Genomic DNA, 18,650 nt, shown 5'->3' with positions numbered 1-18,650 from the left:
GGCGAAGGGAGGGGCCCACCGCGGAGCCGGTGGGCCCCTCCCCGCGGTACATACGGCATATGGGTCCCTCCTGCGTTAGCGTCGAGGTATGAGGCCCACCCGTCGGGCATCGCGCCTGATATCCGTCCTGTCCGGTTCACTTCTCGCCCTGGGGGCCATGACGGCGGTGACACCGGGGGCCCAGGCGGCTGCCTCCGACGTCTCGACGGTGGCCGACGCTCTTAAGAAGAGCCCCGTGTACGTCGACCCGGCCGCCTCCGCGCAGCTGTCCGCCGGGGACGCCGACGCACTCACCAAGAAGATCAAGGACGCGGACAAGCCCGTCATGGTGGCGGTGCTGCCCGCGAACTTCCCCACGCAGGACCTGTTCACCGACCTGCGCACCAAGACCGGCGTCACCGGCGTCTATGCGGTCCGCCTCGGCCAGAAGTTCGACGCCAGGGCCGACAGCCGGGTCATGTCCCAGGACGCGGTCAGAAACCTGACGACCAGCGTCCAGGGCGAGAACGTCACCACCCAGCTCAACGACTTCGTCGACACGGCCGTCCGTAACGCGCACGGCTCTGCGCCCTCTGCGTGGGGCGCGGGCGGCGGTGACAGCGGCGCCCCGGTCGGCGCCCTGATCGGCATCGGCGCGGTCGTAGTCGCGGGCGGCGCCGCCGCGTACACGGTGTCCCGCAGGAGGCGCAGGCAGCGCGAGGACGAGCAGCGGGCCGCCCTGGAGCAGCTCCGCGTGGTCGTCGACGAGGACATCACGGCGTTCGGCGAGGAGCTGGACCGCCTCGACTTCCACCCCGCCGAGCCCGGCGCCGACGACACGATGCGCGCCGACTACGAGCGGGCGCTCGACTCGTACGAGAAGGCGAAACAGTTCATGGCCGCCGCCCAGCGCCCCGAGGAGGTGCGCGGGGTGACGCAGGCCCTGGACGACGGGCGGTTCTCGCTGGCCATGCTGGCCGCGCGCCGCGAGGGCCGGCCGCTGCCCGAGCGCCGGGTGCCCTGCTTCTTCGACCCGCGGCACGGGCCCTCCGTGACGGACGCGCTGTGGTCGCCCCCGTCTGGCGCCGAGCGCGAGGTCCCCGTCTGCGCGGCCGACGCGACCCGTCTCAAGGACGGCGTCGAACCCATGGTCCGCACGGTCGACACGGGTTACGGCGAGCGGCGCCCCTACTACGACGCGGGCCCGGCCTACGGCCCCTGGGCGGGCGGCTACTTCGGCGGCGGCATCCTGCCCGGACTCCTCCTCGGCACGCTGCTCGGCTCGATGATGTCGAGCCCTGCCTACGCGGCCGACTACGGCTCCGGATACGGCGACTTCGGCGCGGGAGCCGGATACGACGGCGGGGACTACTCGGGGGCGGACTTCGACTCGAACGACTTCGGGGACTTCGGAGGCGGCGGGGACTTCGGCGGCGGAGGCGACTTCGGGGGAGGCGGGGACTTCGGCGGCGGGTTCTGAGCGCTCTGCTGGTCCAAAAAACTGGTCCAAAAACTGGTCCAAAAAAGGGGAGGCGCGAAGGCCGGTGCCCCGGCTAGCCTGACCGCACTCTTACGAACCGCTTCCCCAGAAGTACGCCGCAGACGGGAAGCAAGCCGGCACGTACACACCGTGCGCGGTCCCGGAGGGGCGGCAGCGAGATTCCGCATGCCCCCTTCCGAAGGAGCTCCACCCCATGCGTACCGCGCGCACCCCGCGTATCGGCCTCGGCCTGCCCGTCGACGACCCCGCCGTCCTGCTCGACTGGGCCCGTCGCGCCGACGCGACCCCCTTCTCCACGCTCGGCCTCCTCGACCGGCTCGTGTACGACAACCCCGAGCCTCTGATCACCCTCGCCGCCCTCGCCGGAGCCACCTCCCGCGTCCGCGTCCAGACCGAGGTCCTGCTGGCCCCGCACCACGGCACCGCCCTGCTCGCCAAGCAGACCGCGACCCTCGACCGGATGTCCGGCGGCCGCTTCACGCTCGGCATCGGCGTCGGCGGCCGTGCGGACGACTGCCGTGCAGCGGGCATCGACATCCGCCGCCGCGGCCGCCGCCTCGACGAGCAGATGGAGACCCTGCGCCGCACCTGGGCGGGCCACCCTTACGACGACGCCGAGGGCGTCGGCCCGATCGGCCCCGCCCCCGTCACCCCCGGCGGCCCCGAGGTCCTGTTCGGCGGCTTCGCACCGGCGGCCCTCGCCCGGGTGGCCCGCTTCGGCGACGGTTTCCTCGGCGCCGCGCTGCCCCCGCAGTGGATGGACCCGATGTTCCGCGACGTGGAGCGGCTCTGGGACGAGCACGGCCGCCCCGGCCGCCCGCGCCTGGTCGCCCAGGTCAATGTGGCGCTCGGCCCGGACGACCTGATCGCCCGCGCCCGCGACGCCATCACCGCGTACTACGGCTTCGACCCGCGCGCCGCGGGATCCGCCGAGCGGATGCTCGCCACGCCCGCGCAGATCCGCGAGGCCGTCGCCGGCTTCACGGACATCGGCGCGGACGAGGTGATGCTCTACTGCTGGGGCACCGACCCCGACCAGGTCGACCGCCTGGCCGACGCGTTGTTCTGACGCCGCTTTCGCGCCTCACTGGTGCTCGCGCCGCGCCTCCTCGTACTCCCGGGCGGTCGGCTTCGGCACCTGCGCGCCCTCTCCGTTGAGGGCGCGCGAGAGGCGCACCCGGAGCCGCTCGGACCGGGGTATGCGCCGCTGCACGCCGTTCACGTCGGTCTCCGGCCCGCTCTCCAGGGCCGGGGGCTGCTCGTGCGCGGTCAAGGTGTGCAGCTCGGCCTGGGTGAGCGGCTCGTGGATCTCGACGTACTCGCCGTGCGGAAGGCGCTTGATACGGCCCGACTCCCTTCCGTGCAGCACCAGTTCGCGGTCCCGGTGCTGGAGCCCGAGACAGATCCGCCGCGTGACGACGAAGGTGATCACCGGGCCCACGACGAGCGCGACGCGCACGAACCAGGTGACCGCGTTCAGCGACACATGGAAACGCGTGGCCCAGATGTCGTTGCCGCCGCCCACCAGGGCCACGAGGAAGAACGTCAGCCAGGCCACCCCGAGCCCTGTGCGCACCGGCCGGTTGCGCGGCCGGTCCAGGAGGTGGTGCTCGCGCCGGTCGCCCGTGACCCAGGCCTCTACGAACGGATACACGCCGATCACGACGAGCACCGCGGGGAAGACGACCAGCGGGACGAGCACGCCGAGGGCCAGCGTGTGCCCCCACAGCGTGATCTCCCAGCCCGGCATCACCCGCAGCAGCCCCTCCGCGAACCCCAGGTACCAGTCGGGCTGCGCCCCCGTGGACACCTGGTCGACGCGGTAAGGCCCGTAGTTCCAGACGGGGTTGATGGACGCGACGGCCGCGAGGAACGCGACGACCCCGAACACCAGGAAGAAGAAGCCGCCGGCCTTGGCGAGGTAGACGGGGAAGAACGGCGCCCCCACGACATTGCGCTCGGTCTTTCCCGGACCCGGGAACTGCGTGTGCTTGTGGTAGACGACCAGGATCAGATGGGTCACCACGAGCGCCGCCATGACGCCGGGGAACAGCAGCACGTGCACCGAGTAGAAACGCCCCACGATGTCGTGCCCGGGGAACTCCCCGCCGAAGAGGAACATCGACAGATACGTCCCGACGATCGGCACCGACAGGATCGCCCCGTCGAGGAAGCGCATACCCGTACCGGAGAGCAGGTCGTCCGGCAGCGAGTACCCCAACAGGCCCTCGAACAGACCGAGTAGGAGCAGCGTCCAGCCGAACACCCAGTTCAGCTCGCGCGGTTTGCGGAACGAGCCCGTGAAGAAGTGCCGCATCATGTGGAGGAGCATCGCCGCGACGAAGATCAGCGCCGCCCAGTGGTGGATCTGCCGGATCAGCAGTCCGCCCCGGACGTCGAAGCTGATGTCGAGCGTGGAGGCGTACGCCTCGGACATCCGGATCCCGTTCAGCGGGACGTAACTGCCGTGGTACTCCACCTCGTTCATCGAGGGGTGGAAGAACAGGGTGAGATAGACCCCGGTGAGGACCAGGATCACGAACGTGTAGAGGCAGACCTCGCCGAGCAGGAACGACCAGTGGTCCGGGAAGACCTTGCGCAGGTACTTCCTGGACAGGGTGTGCAGGCCGAGGCGGCCGTCCGCCCAGTCCGCGAGCCGCTCACCGGCCGGTGCCGGCCCTCTCTCCCGCGCCGTCCCCGTGCTGCCTTCCGCGGCCCTCTCGGACATCAGGCTCGCTCCTCCCCTGGGCGCTCACCACATGGGTGCTCGCCACTTGGACGGAAGGGACGGGCCGGAATGTGACATCAGAGAGGTGCTGGGTGACCCACATCACATGCGCGTATGCCCGGTCAGCCCAGAAGCTTCGACTGCCAGCGCGTGAAGATCTCCTCCGGGGCGCCGTGGCACGACCACGGGACGCGGGTCGCCTGTCCGTCGAGAAGCCGGAAGAGGTGCGCGGCCTCGCCGGTCAGGTCGGCGTAACAGGACGCGTGCGCAAGGGTGTTGAGATCCGCGATGTCCTGCGCGTACGTGTACTGCCGCTGCTCGATCCACAGGTTCCAGGTGCGACGGGCCTGCGACGCGCTGTTCTCGTTGTTCCAGAACTGGAGCAGGCCGATCGCCTGGGAGCCCTCCCGCTCGACGCGGTGGCGGTACTCCTCGATCCGGGCGACCTGCGGCAGCACGGCGAGGGGCGACCCGGGCGGGAGGGTGGCCGTCACGTCCTGCGCGAAGTTGTACATGACGCCGTGCGAGCCGTGCCAGCGCGCCGAAAGATGGCGCAGCACCTGGTGGTTGCCCTCGCGGTTGTACGGGTCGCGCTGGTGCAGTTCCTTCCACCAGTGCTCCATGGACGGATGCCCGCCGGGGAACAGGCGGGCGACCGTCAGGAGCGAGACCCAGGGCACCGGATCCGCGGGAAACGCCTCCGCCGCCCGCAGTGCGGTGTGCACGGCCCGCTCCAGCTGGTCCGGGTCGACCGCGTTCCCCGGGCCGGCCGCCATGGCCAGGTTGAAGGCCCGCATCACCTCGGTCTCGGCCCGCAGGACCAGCGCGTCGGCGTTCCGCGGCTGCGACTCGTGCCAGGACTCGGCGACGGACGTGCCCGCGGTGGCCTGGGCGAGCAGACGCATCCGGAACGTCCGCCGGTCCCAGTCGGAGCCGGCCGCCGCGCACAGCTCGGGCAGACCCTGCCAGCGACCGATCGTGATGTCCGCACGGGCCTCCGCCAGTGCCCGGTCGCCGTTCGTGGGATCGAAACGGACGGTCATCGGCGTCCTCGCCAGTCAGTAGTCGGTGATGGTCCTGCGTGCGGTCGGTCGGTCCGCCGGCAGTTGTGGGTGCTGCTCAGAAGTCCGTGGACAGGGTGTCGCCGGACGATGCCGCGTACACCGGCGCCTGCTGCCCGTACTCGGCGTGCACCTGCTCCGAGCGCGCCGCGTCCAGGCGGGCGGGCCGGTAGTAGGCGGAGCCCTTGGCGCGGTACCAGAGCATCGGGACGAGACCCACGGCGATGCCGCCGACGCCGATCGAGACGGCCGTGCCCGACAGGCTGCCGAGGGACTCGACGAACACCCAGATCATGAAGAGCGAGCCGGTCAGCGGCCACAGACCGCCGAAGAAGAAGTTGGCCGCCGACTTGAACAGCAGCTTGCGGTACGCCACGACGACGGCGAGGCCCGCGAGGCCGTAGTAGACCGCGATCTGCAGTCCGATCGCGGCGACGGCGTCCTCCAGGACGGCCGAGACCGAACCGAGCGCGGTCGCCGCCACGAAGAGGGCGAGGGCGACGACGCCGACGACGACGATCGCGACCCACGGCGTCTGCCAGCGCGGGTGCGACTTGCCGAGGGCGGACGGCAGCGTACGGTCGCGGCCCATGGAGAACAGGGAACGCGTCACCTGGATCAGCGTGGTCTCCAGGGTGGCGATGGTGGACAGCATCACGGCCACGATCAGCAACTCGCCGCCGGGGCCCGGCAGTACGCGGTCGCCGAGCAGCCCCATGATGTTGTCGCTGGTCGCGATCTCCTTGGGCGTGAGCAGCATGTTCGTGGCGATCGTGAAGACCTCGAAGAGGACGAAGACGATGCCGACACCGATCAGCCCGGCGAGCCCCGAGGTCTTCCGGCTGTTACGGGTCTCCTCGCTGAGGTTGCTGGTGACGTCCCAGCCCCAGTAGTAGAACGCGGCGATCAGCGCGCCCGCGGCGAACCCGGAGGGCCCGTCGAAGTGGCCGAACCCGAGCCAGGACCAGGAGAAGTCGTTGACGCGCTTGTCGCTGAACACCGCGGCGACGGCCACCACGAGCAGGATGACCAGCTCGATCCCGGACATCACGAGCTGGGCGTGGACGGTCAGTTTGGCGCCCATGAGGACGACGAACAGCATGGCCAGGAACCAGACGGCGCCCACGGCCGCGGCGAGCGCGGTGTTGTCGGCGTGGGAGGGCGCGAGGAGTTCGAGGGTCATCGCGCCCGCGGGGAGCGAGCCCGCGACCATGAAGATGGTCGCCGAGATCACCAGGGACCAGCCGCTGATGAAGCCGAGGAAGGGGTGCAGGGCGCGGCCGACCCAGGAGTAGCTGGCGCCCGCGTTCACGTCGAGGCGGCCCAGGTAGTTGAAGGCCCAGGCGATGCCGAGCATGGGTATCGCGCAGTAGAGGAGCGCGGCCGGTGCGGCGAGGCCCACCGTGCCGATCAGCACGGCGGTGGTGGCGGCGATCGAGTAGGCCGGCGCGCTGCCCGCCACGGCCATCACGATGCTGTCGGAGGTGCCGAGGGCATTGGCCTGAAGCCCTCTGTTCGTGCTCATGGGAACGGTGGCGCCTTTCGGGGAACGGCAGAAGGCCTGCCCTGCGGCGCCACCGGGGCGCGACAAGGAGGGGGAGACCTCTGGGGGCGAGCGGAGTCGATTCGAGCGGAGTCGATCGCTCGACAGTCGCACGCAGCGTAGCGCCGTGTGATGCCCAAGTGAAGAGAGAGTAATGAGTCGTCTCAAGTGACGGGATTACCGGAAGGTAGCCTTCAATTTCCTTTGCCGCGGCCCGTGTTGTCGCTCCGGCAGACCCCCGTATACGACGAGAGCCCGCCCTTCGTCCGCGGGGGACGGGAAGGGCGGGCGCGCTCGTGGTGCCGGGAGCCGTGAGGGGCGGGCTCTCGGCGGCAGCGTCAGGCCGCGTTCTTGATCGCCGAGATGTCGAAGGTCAGCTTGATCTTGTCCGCGACGAGGACGCCGCCGGTCTCCAGGGCCGCGTTCCAGGTCAGGCCCCACTCGGAGCGCAGGATCTCGGCCTTGCCCTCGAAGCCGACGCGCTCGTTGCCGAACGGGTCCGTCGCCGAGCCGTTGAACTCCAGGTCGATGCTGAGCGGCTTCGTGGTGCCGAGGATCGACAGGTCGCCGGTCACTCGGTAGTCGTCGCCGCCCAGGGCCTCGGCGGAGGTGGAGCGGAACGTCATCGTCGGGAACTCGTCCGTCTTGAAGAAGTCGGAGCTCTTCAGGTGGGTGTCACGGTCGGCGTTGCCGGTGTCGACGCTGGTCATCGTGACGTCGATCGACGCGGTCGACTTCGACGGGTCCGCGCCGTCCAGGTGCAGGGTGCCCGACGACTCGGTGAAAGAGCCCTTCACGTTCGTGACCATGGCATGGCGGGCCACGAAACCGATCGTGGTGTGCGCGGGGTCGATGGTGTAGTCGCCGGTCAGGGCGGCGAGGTCGGGGTTGACCGCGCCGGTGGCGGCGGGGGTGGCGTCGTCGTGCTTGCGGCCGAAGAGACCCATGACTGCTCCTTGGGGACGGGGCGGGGCGGGGGAGTCGGTTGAATGTTTAACGTTCAACGAGAACGACTGTAGCGCCGTTCTGTTCAACTTTCAACATCAAGCAACCCGTGTCGATTCGATTACACCGCGTCGTCATCTGACGCGCTCTGGCGGACGCGCGTAGAACTCGGGCACTATCTCCTTGCTCCACCTGCACAGCCGTCTCACAGCCAGCACGGTCACCAGCAGGAAGGACCTCCTCCCCATGAGAATCCGCTCGGTCGTGAGCGCCCTCGCGCTCGTACTCGGCGCCCTCTTCGCCCCCGGCTTCGGTGTGTTCAGCTCGGCCACCGATGCCCAGGCCGCCACCAAGATCAGCCACGCCACCGCGACCTCGATGTTCCGCCAGGTGGGCATCACCTGGTCGTCCTCCGGCGGCTGCTCCGACCGCAACAACCCCACCTGTACGTCCTTCGAGCAGCTCAACCTCGCCACCGCCCAGGGCGCCCAGACCCTCAAGAGCGCCACCGGCTGCGCCCTGAACATCACCGGCGGCACCGAGACCGGCCACGCGAGCGGCACCTACTCGCACTGGAACGGCTACAAACTCGATTACGGGAAGAACACCTGCGTCACGAACTACATCAAGAACACGTTCACGTACATCGGCCTGCGCGGCGACGGAGCCCCGCAGTACAAGTCGGGCTCCGGCAACATCTACGCCGACGAGGGCAGCCACTGGGACGTCCTCTACTACAACTGCGGCGGCTGCTGACCGAACCGGCGCCCGCGTGCGGTGACTTGGACTTCCGGGCGGTGGTTGTTGGACTGCCGCCGCCCGGAAGCGCCGAGTCCGTTGACCCGCCGCGCCCGCGCCGATACCCAGTCCCCTATGTCACGAAGATCTCGCGCCGCCTGCGCCGTCGCGGTCGCCGCCGCATCGTCCGCCGTGTTCGCCCTCACGGGCCCCGTACTGCCGGCCGCCGCCGACCCCGCGCCCGCCGTGGCGCAGGCCGTCATCGGATCCGCGCAGCTGTCCGTCGCCGTCGCCGACGACTTCCCGCGCGTCCTTGCGTACACCGACCGCGCTTCCGGAGCCGAACTGCTGGGCAGCACGAACCCGGTGGACAAGGTCACCCTGAACGGCAAGGCGTACGCCGTCGCCGTCAAGAGCGCCCCCGTCGTCACCGACTCCACGGCCTCGTACACGCTGACCTTCCCCGACCTCACCGGCGTCGAGATCGACGCCTCGCTGAGCGTCAGCGGGCGCGCCACCACCTTCAAGGTGACCGCCGTGCGCGACACCGAGGCCTTCCGCGTCGGCACGATCGACATACCCGGGCACGACCTCGTCTCCGTGGGCAGTGCGGACGGCGGCGCCGAGACCGCGTTCACGACGCTCGACAACGACTCGACGCGCACCGCCGACGTCTTCGGCAAGGTGGCGACGGACACCCCGGCCGACGCCTCGCCCGTCGGCGCCTCGTACGCCATCGTCAACACGGGGCGGCTCGCCGCCGCCGTCGAGTCCAACTCGACGTACGACAAACCGAGCGGCAAGACCGGCGGCGACGACGCCCGCTTCTGGCACCAGGCGCGCAAGTCGGCCGACGGCTCCACCCGCGTCGGCGTCTGGTCGGGCCAGTGGACCTACCGCGGCGAAGGAGCCCCGGCGCCGGACAAGGACCTGCCGTGGGCCAAGGTCGTCGTCACGCCCGACGCGAACGGCGACGGCAAGGTCGACTGGCAGGACGGTGCGGTCGCCTTCCACTCGATCGGCGTGAAGGCGAAGGGCAGCGACGGCACCCCCGACCGGGTCATCACGCACATCCCGTTCAACTTCGCCAGCCAGGCCACGCACCCCTTCCTGCGCACGCTCGACGACGTCAAGCGGATCTCGCTCGCGACCGACAACCTCGGCCAGTTCGCCCTGCTCAAGGGCTACGCCTCCGAGGGCCACGACTCCGCGCACCCCGACTACGGCGGCAACATCAACAAGCGTGCCGGCGGCCTCAAGGACCTCAACAAGCTGCTCAAGGGCGGCAAGAAGTTCGGCACCAGCTTCGCCGTGCACGTGAACGCCACCGAGGCGTACCCCGTCGCCAAGCACTTCACCGGCGACCTCGTCGACCCCAAGGCCCCGGGCTGGAACTGGCTCGACCAGAGCTACTACATCAACCAGCGCCGCGACATCAACAGCGGAGACCTCGCCGCCCGGTTCAAGCAGCTGCGTGAGGAGACCGACCCGAACCTCACGACGATCTACCTCGACGTCTACTACACGCACGGCTGGATCGCCGAGAAGACCGCCGAGGCCGTCCGCGCCCAGGGCTGGAACCTGGCCTCCGAGTGGGCCGACAAGTTCGAGCGCGAGTCGCTGTGGTCGCACTGGGCCAACGACCTCGACTACGGGCCCAAGACCGACAAGGGCCTCAACTCGAAGATCATCCGGTTCATCCGCAACGGCGAGAAGGACGTCTGGAACAGCGACCCTGTCCTCGGCCAGACCGCCATCGACGAGTTCGAGGGCTGGACCGGCGAGAACGACTGGAACTCCTTCTACGACAACGTCTGGCAGCGCGACCTGCCCGCCAAGTTCCTCCAGCATCAGCAGATCACGAGCTGGAACGGCAACGACATCACGTTCACCGGCGGGCTCCGCGGCACCGTCGAGGACGGCCGGCGCACCTTCTACGACCACGGAAGGAAGGTCCTCGACGGGACCTCCTACCTGCTCCCGTGGGACGGCGACAAGAAGCTGTACCACTACAACAAGGACGGCGGCACGACGAGCTGGGCCGTGCCCGGATCCTCGTACACCGTCTACAAGCTCACCGACAACGGCCGCGTGAAGACCGGCACCGTGCGCGCCTCCGGCGGCAAGATCACGCTCAAGGCCGACGCCAAGCAGCCCTACGTCCTCTACCCGGCGGACAACACCCCCGACGCGGTCGACCCGGCCTGGGGCGAGGGCACGCACGTCCAGGACCCCGGCTTCAACGACGCCCGCCTCGCCGCCTGGGACAAGGACGGCACGGTCGGACGCGACACCGACGACCACGGCCGCAACAGCGCCGCCCTGAGCGGGACCGGCACCGCCGCGATCGAGCAGCGCGTGAGCGGCCTCGATGCGGGCAAGCGCTACACCGCCTCCGCCTGGGTCGAGGTCGAACCCGGCAAGTCCCGCCGTACGACGCTCAGCGCGGGCGGCAAGTCTGTCGCGGTCGAGCGCTCCACGCTGCAGAACGGCGTCTCCTCCGGCGACTGGGGCGGCACCTACATGCAGCGCGTGAAGGTCAACTTCACCGCGCCCGCGAACGGCCGCACCACGCTGCGGATCGAGGCCGCCAAGGGCTCGTCCGCGAAGGTCCGCATCGACGACGTACGCCTCGTGAGCAACGCCCCGTCGACGAAGCCCGGCACCGTCGTGCACGAGGACTTCGAGGACGTCGACCAGGGCTGGGGGCCCTTCGACAAGGGTGACGCCGGCGGCGTCACGGACCCGCGCACGCACATCGCGCAGAAGAACGCCCCGTACACCCAGGCCGGCTGGAACGGGAAGCTCGTCGACGACGTCATCGGCGGCGGCGAGTCCCTGAAGTCCCACGAGGAGAACGCCGGCGTCGTCTACCGCACCTCCCCGGCCGACGTGCCGATGACGGACGGGCACGCCTACAAGGTCGCGTTCGACTACCAGTCCAGCCACGCGGGCGCCTACCAGTGGGTGAGCGGCTACGACCGGATCGCCGCCGACGGCACCCCCGACCAGGTCGAGACCGCGAGCACCCCGATCGGGCAGCAGCGCACCACGGGCCACTACGAGGGCACCGTCACGGCGGGCTGCGGCGACACCTGGACCGGCCTGCGCAAGCTCGAAGGGGCCCCGGACGGCGCCGACTTCGTGCTCGACGACTTCACCGTCACCGACCTCGGCCCGGCCGAGGAGAAGGCGGCCTGCGGCACCTTCGCCCTGAAGTCGGACGAGACGCTGGAGCCCGGCCAGAAGAACAAGGTCGAGGCCACCTTCACCAACTACGAGGCGAGCGAGGTCAAGGGCGCGTCCCTCTCGCTCGACCTGCCCGAGGGCTGGCAGGCCGAGCCCGCGGGCCCCGTCGCGCTCGACCCGGTCGCGCCCGGCGCCAAGGCGACGGCCACCTGGCAGGTCACCCCGCCGGTCGACGCCAAGTACCAGCCGTACCAGCTGAGTTCGAAGGCGACGTACACCGTCGGGGACAGCACGCGGACGCTGACCGCGGGCGCCACCGTACGCACGCTCCCGCCGCCGCCCACCGCGGACACGTACGCCAGTGACCTGGACTGGACGGCCATGGACAACGGCTGGGGTCCCGCAGAGAAGGACATGGAGAACGGCGAGACCGGCGCCGGCGACGGCAAGCCGCTGACCGTCAACGGCACCGTCTACGCCAAGGGCCTCGGCACCGCGTCCCCCGGGAAGATCCGCTACTACCTGGGCGGCCGCTGCACCTCGTTCACCGCCGAGGCCGGCCAGGACGACTCGCAGGGGACGCGCGGCAGCGTGCAGTTCTCCGTCGAGGCGGACGGCACCCAGAAGGTCCAGTCGCCGGTCCTCAAGGCCGCCGACAACGCCTGGTCGCTGACCGCGGACGTGACCGGCGCCAAGTACGTCGACCTGATCACGGGCGACGGCGGCGACGGCCCGGGCAACGACCACGCCGACTGGGGCAACGCCCGCTTCCACTGCGGTAGTTGACCCCGCCACGCCCCCGGGGCCCCGCACCCAGCGGCGGGGCCCCTTCCGCGCACACCGTAGACAGCGCTTTCTACGACTGATTAGGTGCAGCCCCATGACACCCACGCGTCGCACGTTCCTCCTCGCGTCAACTCTCCTCGCGAGCGCCGCACTTGCCCCGCCCGCGCATGCGGCACAGGCCGCGGACGACGAGTTCGACACCCTGCGCAAGCGATGGCTGGAGATCTCCCTCGGCACCGGCTACGACGCCACCGCCGAGCCCTACGCCTCGCGCCTGAAGGAACTCGGAGACCTCGCCCGCGGCTTCAGAGCGACGATGGCCCCGACCGCCACGTCCCTCTGGCCCGGCTACCCCTTCGACCCGCCGGCCGGCATCACCCAGGCCTACAACCGCCTGTGGACGATGACCCAGGCCTACGCCCAGGAGGGCACGGGATCCACCGGTGACGCGGGCCTCCTCGCCGACATCGTCAAGGGCCTCGACCACCTCGCCGCGACCGTCTACAACGCGACCACCACGCGATACGGGAACTGGTGGGAGTGGCAGATCGGCAGCCCCCGACTCCTGATGGACATCGTCGCCGTCCTCTATGAGCACCTCACGCAGGACCGGCGCGACGCCGCCTTCGCCGCCGTCGACCACTTCATCCCCGACGCGGTCCTGCGCGACTACTCGGGCACCTCCACCGGCGCCAACCGCGTCGACCTGTGCCGCTCGGTCGCCCTGCGCGGCATCCTCGGCAGGAACGCCGACAAGACGGCCCTGGCCCGCGACGCCCTCTCGCCCGTCTTCCCCTACGTCACCAAGGGGGACGGCCTCTACGCCGACGGCTCGTTCATCCAGCACACGTACATCGCCTACTCGGGCACCTACGGACAGGTCATGCTCGACGGGCTCGGCCGGCTCTTCGCGCTGCTCGCCGGGTCCACGTGGGCCGTCACCGACCCGAACCGGCAGATCATCCTCGACAGCGTCGAGCACGCCTACGCCCCGCTCCTCTTCGACGGCCTGATGATGGACAGCGTCAACGGCCGCGCCATCAGCCGCGGTTACCTCAACAGCGACGACCTCAAGGTCATGCGCAGCGACCACTTCCACGGCCAGGGCCTGATCGCCGCCATGGCGCAGCTCGCCGCCGGCGCGAGCGCGGCCGAGCGCGAGCGCTGGCACGGGCGGATCAAGGGCTGGATCGAGCGCGACACGGTCACGCCCCTGCTGACCGCCAGGCAGTTCGGGGTCGCCGACCTGTCCCGGCTGCACGCCGTCGCGGACTCCGCCGTCGCGGCCGCGCCCGAGCCCGTCGGACACCAGCTGTTCGCCGCCATGGACCGCGCGGTGCACAAGCGCCCCGGCTTCGCCGCGAACATCTCCATGTCCTCGGACCGGATCGCGTACTACGAGTGCGGCAACGGCGAGAACCCGCGCGGCTGGCACACCGGCGCCGGCATGCTCTCCTGGTGGGCCGCCGGGAAGCGCAGCGATCGGTCCGATCAATACACAGACTGGTTCTGGCCGACCGTCGACTTCTACCGGCTGCCCGGCACGACCGTCTCCACCAAGCGCCTGGCCGACAAGGCCGGCGGCGAGTGGGGTGCGGCCCGGCCCGGCGTGAAGTGGGTCGGCGGCGCCACTGACGGCGAGTTCGCGGCGGTCGGACAGCACGTCAAGGGCCTCGGCTCGACGCTCCAGGCCCGCAAGTCGTGGTTCTGCCTCGCCGACACCGTCGTGTGCCTGGGCGCGGGGATCACGGCGGCCGACGGTGTCCCCGTGGAGACCGTCGTCGACAACCGCAACCTCGGCGAGGGCGGCACCCAGGCCTTCACCGTCGACGGCGCAGCCCGCGCCCGCTGGGCCCACCTGGAGGGCCACGGCGGCTGGGTCTTCCCCGGCGGCGCCCCGCTGCGCCACCTGCGCGAGGACCGCACCGGCGCCTGGTCCGACATCAACACCACCAGCTCCACCGAGCGCCGCACCCGCCGCTGGCAGACGCTCTGGCTCGACCACGGCACGGACCCCACCGACGCCGCGTACGCCTATCTGCTGATGCCGGGCGCCTCGAAGCACGACCTCGCGCGGCGCGCGGGCGACCGCCACTGGCTGTCGGTCCTCGCCAACACGGCCGCCGCCCAGGCCGTCGCCGTGCCCTCCCTCGGCGTGAGCGCGGCGAACTTCTGGCAGGCCGGGAGCGCGGGGGAGCTCACGGTGTCGGCTCCCGCAAGCGTCCTTTTGCGCAGGCAGGGGCGCACCGCGACGCTGACCGTCAGCGAACCGCCGCGCACGGGGGAGCCCGTGGACATCACCTGGGACCGGCCCGTGAGCCGCGTCGTCAGCCACGACCCCTCGGTCGAAGTGGTCGCCACGGGCCGTAGGCTGCGGCTGCGCGTCACTCCGGGGGCGGCATGTGTGAGCCATCGGTGTGAGGTGACTCTCAGCTGAGCCATTTGTGTGACCCCTACAAGACAGCGGGGCCCTGAGCAGTCACTTCGCCTGCATGGCGACGGCGTTCTGTTCGGGGGTACCAGGAAAACGGGCCGGAGACTGTACGGAGTCGACGGCCCGTTTTGCTTGGTCGCCTTCGTAAGGTCGCTACATGACCGTTTTGGACGACACCGCCTCAGCCGGTTCCGCCGGGGATGAGCCCACCGATGCGCGTGGACGCGTCGCCGAGCTGCACGCGATCCGTGAGGAGGCGCTGCGCGGGCCCAGTGACAAGGCGACCGAGGCTCAGCACGCGAAGGGCAAGCTGACCGCACGCGAGCGGATCGAGCTGCTGCTCGACGCGGGATCGTTCAACGAGGTCGAGCAGCTGCGCCGGCACCGGGCGACCGGCTTCGGCCTGGAGGCCAAGAAGCCCTACACCGACGGTGTCATCACCGGCTGGGGCACGGTCGAGGGCCGCACGGTCTTCGTCTACGCGCACGACTTCCGCATCTTCGGCGGCGCCCTGGGCGAGGCCCACGCCACCAAGATCCACAAGATCATGGACATGGCCATCGCGGCCGGTGCCCCGCTGGTTTCCCTGAACGACGGCGCGGGCGCCCGTATCCAGGAGGGCGTCTCCGCGCTCGCCGGCTACGGCGGCATCTTCCAGCGCAACACCAAGGCGTCCGGCGTCATCCCGCAGATCAGCGTGATGCTCGGCCCGTGCGCCGGCGGCGCGGCCTACAGCCCCGCCCTCACCGACTTCGTCTTCATGGTCCGCGAGACCTCGCAGATGTTCATCACCGGACCGGACGTCGTCAAGGCGGTCACCGGCGAGGAGATCACCCAGAACGGCCTCGGCGGCGCGGACGTGCACGCCGAGACCTCGGGCGTCTGCCACTTCGCGTACGACGACGAGGAGACCTGCATCGCCGAGGTCCGCTACCTCATCTCGATGCTGCCCTCCAACAACCGCGAGAACCCGCCGACCGTCGCCTCCGAGGACCCGGCCGACCGCCGCTCGGACGTGCTCCTCGACCTGGTACCGGCCGACGGCAACCGCCCGTACGACATGACCAAGGTCATCGAGGAGCTCGTCGACGACGGCGACTACCTCGAGATCCACGAGCGCTGGGCGCGCAACATCATCTGCGCCCTGGCCCGCCTGGACGGTCAGGTCGTCGGCATCGTCGCCAACCAGCCCTCGTCCCTCGCGGGCGTCCTGGACATCGAGGCCAGCGAAAAAGCTGCCCGCTTCGTCCAGATGTGCGACGCTTTCAATATTCCTATCGTGACCCTCCTGGACGTTCCCGGCTTCCTGCCCGGTGTCGACCAGGAGCACGGCGGGATCATCCGGCACGGCGCCAAGCTGCTGTACGCGTACTGCAACGCCACCGTGCCGCGGATCTCGCTCATCCTGCGCAAGGCGTACGGAGGTGCCTACATCGTCATGGACTCGCAGTCGATCGGTGCCGACCTCACCTACGCCTGGCCCACCAACGAGATCGCCGTGATGGGCGCCGAGGGCGCCGCCAACGTCATCTTCCGCCGTCAGATCGCCGAGGCCGAGGACCCCGAGGCCATGCGCACCCGCATGGTGAAGGAGTACAAGGCCGAGCTGATGCACCCGTACTACGCGGCCGAGCGGGGCCTGGTCGACGACGTCATCGACCCCGCCGAGACCCGCGAGGTGCTCATCCGCTCCCTCGCGATGCTGCGCACGAAGCACGCCGACCTGCCTTCGCGCAAGCACGGCAACCCCCCGCAGTAACCCCACAAGGAGATCACTGCACATGTCTGCACACGACATCCGCGTTGAGAAGGGCCACGCCGAGCCCGAGGAGGTCGCGGCCCTGACCGCGATCCTGCTGGCCCGCGCCGCAGCCGCACCGACCGACAGCCCCGCCCTGCGCGGCCGCGACAAGGCCGGCTGGCGCCGCCTGGAGCGCCAGCACGGGTTCCGGGCCCCGCACAGCTGGCAGGGCTGACGTCTCGGGGCTCTGCCCCGGACCCCGGTCCTCAAACGCCGGACGGGCTGGATGGTGACATCCAGCCCGTCCGGCGTTTTGGCGTCCGTTCGTGGACTACCGAAGACGCGCCATGAGCGCGTGCTCCACGAGCGTGATCAGCGCGGACTTGGCGTCAGCGCGGTGTCGGGCGTCCGTGGTGATGATCGGGGTGTCCGGGCCGATCTGCAGCGCCTCACGGACCTCGTCCGGCTGGTACGGCTGGCTGCCGTCGAAGCCGTTGAGGGCGACGACGAAGGGCAGTCCGGAGTTCTCGAAGTAGTCGACGGCCGGGAAGCAGTCGGCGAGGCGGCGGGTGTCGACGAGGACGATCGCGCCGATCGCGCCGCGGACCAGGTCGTCCCACATGAACCAGAAGCGGTCCTGACCGGGCGTACCGAAGAGGTACAGGATCAGGTCCTGGTCCAGGGTGATGCGGCCGAAGTCCATCGCCACCGTGGTGGTGGTCTTGTCCCCGGTGTGGGTGAGGTCGTCGATGCCCGCGGACGCGGACGTCATGACGGCCTCGGTGCGCAGAGGGTTGATCTCCGAGACGGCGCCCACGAAGGTCGTCTTGCCGACGCCGAAGCCGCCCGCCACCACGATCTTCGCGGACGTGGTGGAGCGGGAAGGCCCTCCGCTAGAGCTTGCGAAGTCCACTGAGCACCCTTTCGAGCAAAGTCACGTCTGGCTGGCCGCCGGCGTTCTCTTCGCCGCCGGGCTGATGAATGGCGACCAGGCCCGCCTCCGCCAAGTCGGCGACGAGAATCCTGGCCACACCGAGGGGGATGCTGAGCAGGGCCGAGACTTCGGCCACTGACTTGATCTCTCGGCAGAGGGTGCAGATCCGCTGGTGCTCGGGCAACTGGCCCTGCAACTGGTGCGGCTGCGCGGTGGTGTGCACCAGCGCCTCGATGGCGAGCTGGTAGCGCGGCCTGGTGCGGCCACCCGTCATGGCGTAGGGACGCACCAGGGGGTTGTTGGCAGCCGGCGCAGGGGTGTCGGGACGCCGCTGCGGCTGCACGGGCTGGATGCGCGGTGCCGACGGCTGGTCGTACGGCCCCGGCTGCCGCGGCTGCGGCGGGTGCGGGGGCGCGTACGGCTGTCGCCGGTGGCTCGGCGCGGAGGGGAAGTTGTACCGGTTCGGCGCGTCACCCTGCCCCTGGCCCTGGCCCTGGCCAGGCCCGTAGGACCAGTTCGCCGATGAACCGCTCGGGGGTGTTGCAGAACCAGCCACGCTTTCCTCCTCCAACTGTGCCGGGCACCATCACCGTGGAGCCGCGTCCCGAAACCTTACGGCCACGGGACGCGAAATCGCACCGCTTGTCTGTCAGTTGAGAAGGCTCCCCTGAAGCTCGGCCCGCAGGTCGGGAGTGAGAACCGTACCCGCGCGGTCGACAAGAAGTGCCATCTCGTACCCGACGAGGCCAATGTCCGCCTCCGGGTGTGCGAGGACAGCGAGGGAAGAACCGTCGGAGATGGACATGATGAAGAGGAATCCTCGCTCCATCTCCACAACTGTCTGGTTCACGCTGCCGCCCTCGAAGATGCGGGACGCGCCCGCGGTCAGCGAGGTAAGTCCCGACGCGACGGCCGCCAGCTGGTCGGCACGGTCACGCGGGAACCCTTCGGACATCGCCAGAAGGAGTCCGTCGGCGGAGACCACCACCGTGTGGGACACCCCAGGGGTGTTGTCCACGAAGTTGGTGATCAACCAGTTCAGGTTCTGTGCCGCCTGGCTCATCGGGCTCA

The 18,650-nt window shown here is 70.1% G+C and carries 14 protein-coding genes; 7 read left to right on the top strand and 7 right to left on the bottom strand.

The window, feature by feature from the left end:
- The first annotated feature begins 88 nt into the window (after nucleotides 1-88).
- Nucleotides 89-1,459 carry a hypothetical protein gene (locus tag OHA58_RS10015; protein WP_405478358.1) on the top strand — a complete coding sequence of 457 codons (1,371 nt, stop codon included), beginning with the start codon at nucleotides 89-91 and terminating at the stop codon, nucleotides 1,457-1,459.
- 214 nt (nucleotides 1,460-1,673) lie between these two features.
- Nucleotides 1,674-2,549 carry an LLM class flavin-dependent oxidoreductase gene (locus OHA58_RS10010; RefSeq protein WP_405478357.1) on the top strand — a complete coding sequence of 292 codons (876 nt, stop codon included), beginning with the start codon at nucleotides 1,674-1,676 and terminating at the stop codon, nucleotides 2,547-2,549.
- A gap of 15 nt (nucleotides 2,550-2,564) precedes the next feature.
- On the opposite strand, the gene OHA58_RS10005 is transcribed toward OHA58_RS10010, so the two are convergent.
- The 4 genes from OHA58_RS10005 to OHA58_RS09990 form a co-directional block, all read right to left on the bottom strand.
- A complete protein-coding gene (locus OHA58_RS10005) occupies nucleotides 2,565-4,208 on the bottom strand; it encodes a cytochrome bc complex cytochrome b subunit (protein WP_405478356.1) in 1,644 nt (547 codons plus the stop codon).
- A gap of 122 nt (nucleotides 4,209-4,330) precedes the next feature.
- Nucleotides 4,331-5,251: a hypothetical protein gene (locus tag OHA58_RS10000; protein WP_405478354.1), complete on the bottom strand. Its 921-nt coding sequence runs from the start codon at nucleotides 5,249-5,251 to the stop codon at nucleotides 4,331-4,333.
- A 76-nt stretch (nucleotides 5,252-5,327) separates the two neighbouring features.
- Nucleotides 5,328-6,794 (bottom strand): APC family permease, encoded by a 1,467-nt coding sequence (locus OHA58_RS09995; RefSeq protein WP_405478353.1) that lies wholly within the window; start codon nucleotides 6,792-6,794, stop codon nucleotides 5,328-5,330.
- Nucleotides 6,795-7,150: 356 nt separating this feature from the next.
- On the bottom strand, nucleotides 7,151-7,759 hold the full coding sequence (locus OHA58_RS09990) for a YceI family protein (protein WP_405478352.1): 609 nt from the start codon (nucleotides 7,757-7,759) through the stop codon (nucleotides 7,151-7,153).
- A 244-nt stretch (nucleotides 7,760-8,003) separates the two neighbouring features.
- Between OHA58_RS09990 and OHA58_RS09985 the strand changes: the two genes are divergently transcribed.
- The 5 genes from OHA58_RS09985 (at nucleotide 8,004) to OHA58_RS09965 (ending at nucleotide 16,880) form a co-directional block, all read left to right on the top strand.
- Nucleotides 8,004-8,513 carry a hypothetical protein gene (locus OHA58_RS09985; RefSeq protein ID WP_383090550.1) on the top strand — a complete coding sequence of 170 codons (510 nt, stop codon included), beginning with the start codon at nucleotides 8,004-8,006 and terminating at the stop codon, nucleotides 8,511-8,513.
- A gap of 117 nt (nucleotides 8,514-8,630) precedes the next feature.
- The gene (locus OHA58_RS09980) at nucleotides 8,631-12,470 is read left to right on the top strand and encodes an endo-alpha-N-acetylgalactosaminidase family protein (protein ID WP_405478347.1); all 3,840 of its coding nucleotides are present in this window, start codon (nucleotides 8,631-8,633) and stop codon (nucleotides 12,468-12,470) included.
- Between the two features lie 94 nt (nucleotides 12,471-12,564).
- Nucleotides 12,565-14,907: a polysaccharide lyase 8 family protein gene (locus tag OHA58_RS09975; protein WP_405478345.1), complete on the top strand. Its 2,343-nt coding sequence runs from the start codon at nucleotides 12,565-12,567 to the stop codon at nucleotides 14,905-14,907.
- A 154-nt stretch (nucleotides 14,908-15,061) separates the two neighbouring features.
- Nucleotides 15,062-16,663: an acyl-CoA carboxylase subunit beta gene (locus OHA58_RS09970; protein WP_405478343.1), complete on the top strand. Its 1,602-nt coding sequence runs from the start codon at nucleotides 15,062-15,064 to the stop codon at nucleotides 16,661-16,663.
- A gap of 22 nt (nucleotides 16,664-16,685) precedes the next feature.
- Nucleotides 16,686-16,880 (top strand): acyl-CoA carboxylase epsilon subunit, encoded by a 195-nt coding sequence (locus OHA58_RS09965; RefSeq protein ID WP_116509484.1) that lies wholly within the window; start codon nucleotides 16,686-16,688, stop codon nucleotides 16,878-16,880.
- A gap of 96 nt (nucleotides 16,881-16,976) precedes the next feature.
- Here OHA58_RS09965 and OHA58_RS09960 read toward each other — a convergent pair whose 3' ends face one another.
- The 3 genes from OHA58_RS09960 to OHA58_RS09950 all read right to left on the bottom strand — a co-directional run bounded on the left by OHA58_RS09960 (nucleotide 16,977) and on the right by OHA58_RS09950 (nucleotide 18,642).
- Complete coding sequence (locus tag OHA58_RS09960) at nucleotides 16,977-17,558, bottom strand: ATP/GTP-binding protein (protein WP_054239772.1); 582 nt, start codon at nucleotides 17,556-17,558, stop codon at nucleotides 16,977-16,979.
- Complete coding sequence (locus OHA58_RS09955; protein ID WP_227297381.1) at nucleotides 17,539-18,135, bottom strand: DUF742 domain-containing protein; 597 nt, start codon at nucleotides 18,133-18,135, stop codon at nucleotides 17,539-17,541. The genes OHA58_RS09960 and OHA58_RS09955 overlap by 20 nt, the downstream gene beginning before the upstream one ends.
- 93 nt (nucleotides 18,136-18,228) lie before the next feature.
- A complete protein-coding gene (locus tag OHA58_RS09950; RefSeq protein ID WP_033321188.1) occupies nucleotides 18,229-18,642 on the bottom strand; it encodes a roadblock/LC7 domain-containing protein in 414 nt (137 codons plus the stop codon).
- Between the last annotated feature and the right edge of the window lie 8 nt (nucleotides 18,643-18,650).

It is taken from the genome of Streptomyces sp. NBC_00009, assembly GCF_045040855.1.
In the GTDB taxonomy this organism is placed as follows: Bacteria; Actinomycetota; Actinomycetes; order Streptomycetales; family Streptomycetaceae; genus Streptomyces; species Streptomyces aureus.
The sequence above is the reverse complement of the archived record's forward strand: the minus strand, read 5'-3'. Positions and strand labels throughout refer to the sequence as shown.

Excerpts from the sequence above, each read along its gene's own strand:
- OHA58_RS10015 (WP_405478358.1), top strand. The coding sequence starts at position 89 with ATGAGGCCCACCCGTCGGGCATCGCGCCTGATATCCGTCCTGTCCGGT.
- OHA58_RS10010 (WP_405478357.1), top strand. The coding sequence starts at position 1,674 with ATGCGTACCGCGCGCACCCCGCGTATCGGCCTCGGCCTGCCCGTCGAC.
- OHA58_RS10005 (WP_405478356.1), bottom strand. The coding sequence starts at position 4,208 with ATGTCCGAGAGGGCCGCGGAAGGCAGCACGGGGACGGCGCGGGAGAGA.
- OHA58_RS10000 (WP_405478354.1), bottom strand. The coding sequence starts at position 5,251 with ATGACCGTCCGTTTCGATCCCACGAACGGCGACCGGGCACTGGCGGAG.
- OHA58_RS09995 (WP_405478353.1), bottom strand. The coding sequence starts at position 6,794 with ATGAGCACGAACAGAGGGCTTCAGGCCAATGCCCTCGGCACCTCCGAC.
- OHA58_RS09990 (WP_405478352.1), bottom strand. The coding sequence starts at position 7,759 with ATGGGTCTCTTCGGCCGCAAGCACGACGACGCCACCCCCGCCGCCACC.
- OHA58_RS09985 (WP_383090550.1), top strand. The coding sequence starts at position 8,004 with ATGAGAATCCGCTCGGTCGTGAGCGCCCTCGCGCTCGTACTCGGCGCC.
- OHA58_RS09980 (WP_405478347.1), top strand. The coding sequence starts at position 8,631 with ATGTCACGAAGATCTCGCGCCGCCTGCGCCGTCGCGGTCGCCGCCGCA.
- OHA58_RS09975 (WP_405478345.1), top strand. The coding sequence starts at position 12,565 with ATGACACCCACGCGTCGCACGTTCCTCCTCGCGTCAACTCTCCTCGCG.
- OHA58_RS09970 (WP_405478343.1), top strand. The coding sequence starts at position 15,062 with ATGACCGTTTTGGACGACACCGCCTCAGCCGGTTCCGCCGGGGATGAG.
- OHA58_RS09965 (WP_116509484.1), top strand. The coding sequence starts at position 16,686 with ATGTCTGCACACGACATCCGCGTTGAGAAGGGCCACGCCGAGCCCGAG.
- OHA58_RS09950 (WP_033321188.1), bottom strand. The coding sequence starts at position 18,642 with ATGAGCCAGGCGGCACAGAACCTGAACTGGTTGATCACCAACTTCGTG.